This is a genomic window from Neisseria sp. P0001.S005, assembly GCF_051963715.1.
Map to the genome: position 1 here is coordinate 1 of NZ_JBQCTZ010000873.1, position 324 is coordinate 324.

Consider the following 324-nt stretch of genomic DNA (forward strand, 5'->3'; position numbering starts at 1 on the left):
TTCCGCACCGGTGTTGGGGTTGAGGATACGGCTTTGTGTGGCCAGCGTCAGGCTGTTGGCCGAATTGATGCGGTCGTTGCCCGAATACAGGTTTTCGCGGAACAGTTGCGAGTAGCTAAAGCTGTTTTCGGAGCTGTCAAAATTAGGCAGGTCGTTTTGGGACTTGGTCGGAATGTAGTTGTAAAACAGGCGCGGTTCAAGCGTTTGCAGGTATTCCCCGCCGAAGAGCCGGGCCCTGCGCTCGAAAGTCAGGCCGCTGTCGACGTTGATAATCGGCAGGACGCGGCTGACATTGCGGCCGCTTTGACCGTTGAAACTGTTGAG

At 55.9% G+C, this 324-nt stretch carries 1 protein-coding gene; it reads right to left on the reverse strand.

The features are described 5' to 3' along the window. Nucleotides 1-324 (reverse strand): LPS assembly protein LptD (lptD, locus tag ACTHSP_RS23290; RefSeq protein WP_440347153.1); only part of this gene is annotated, 324 nt, incomplete at both ends.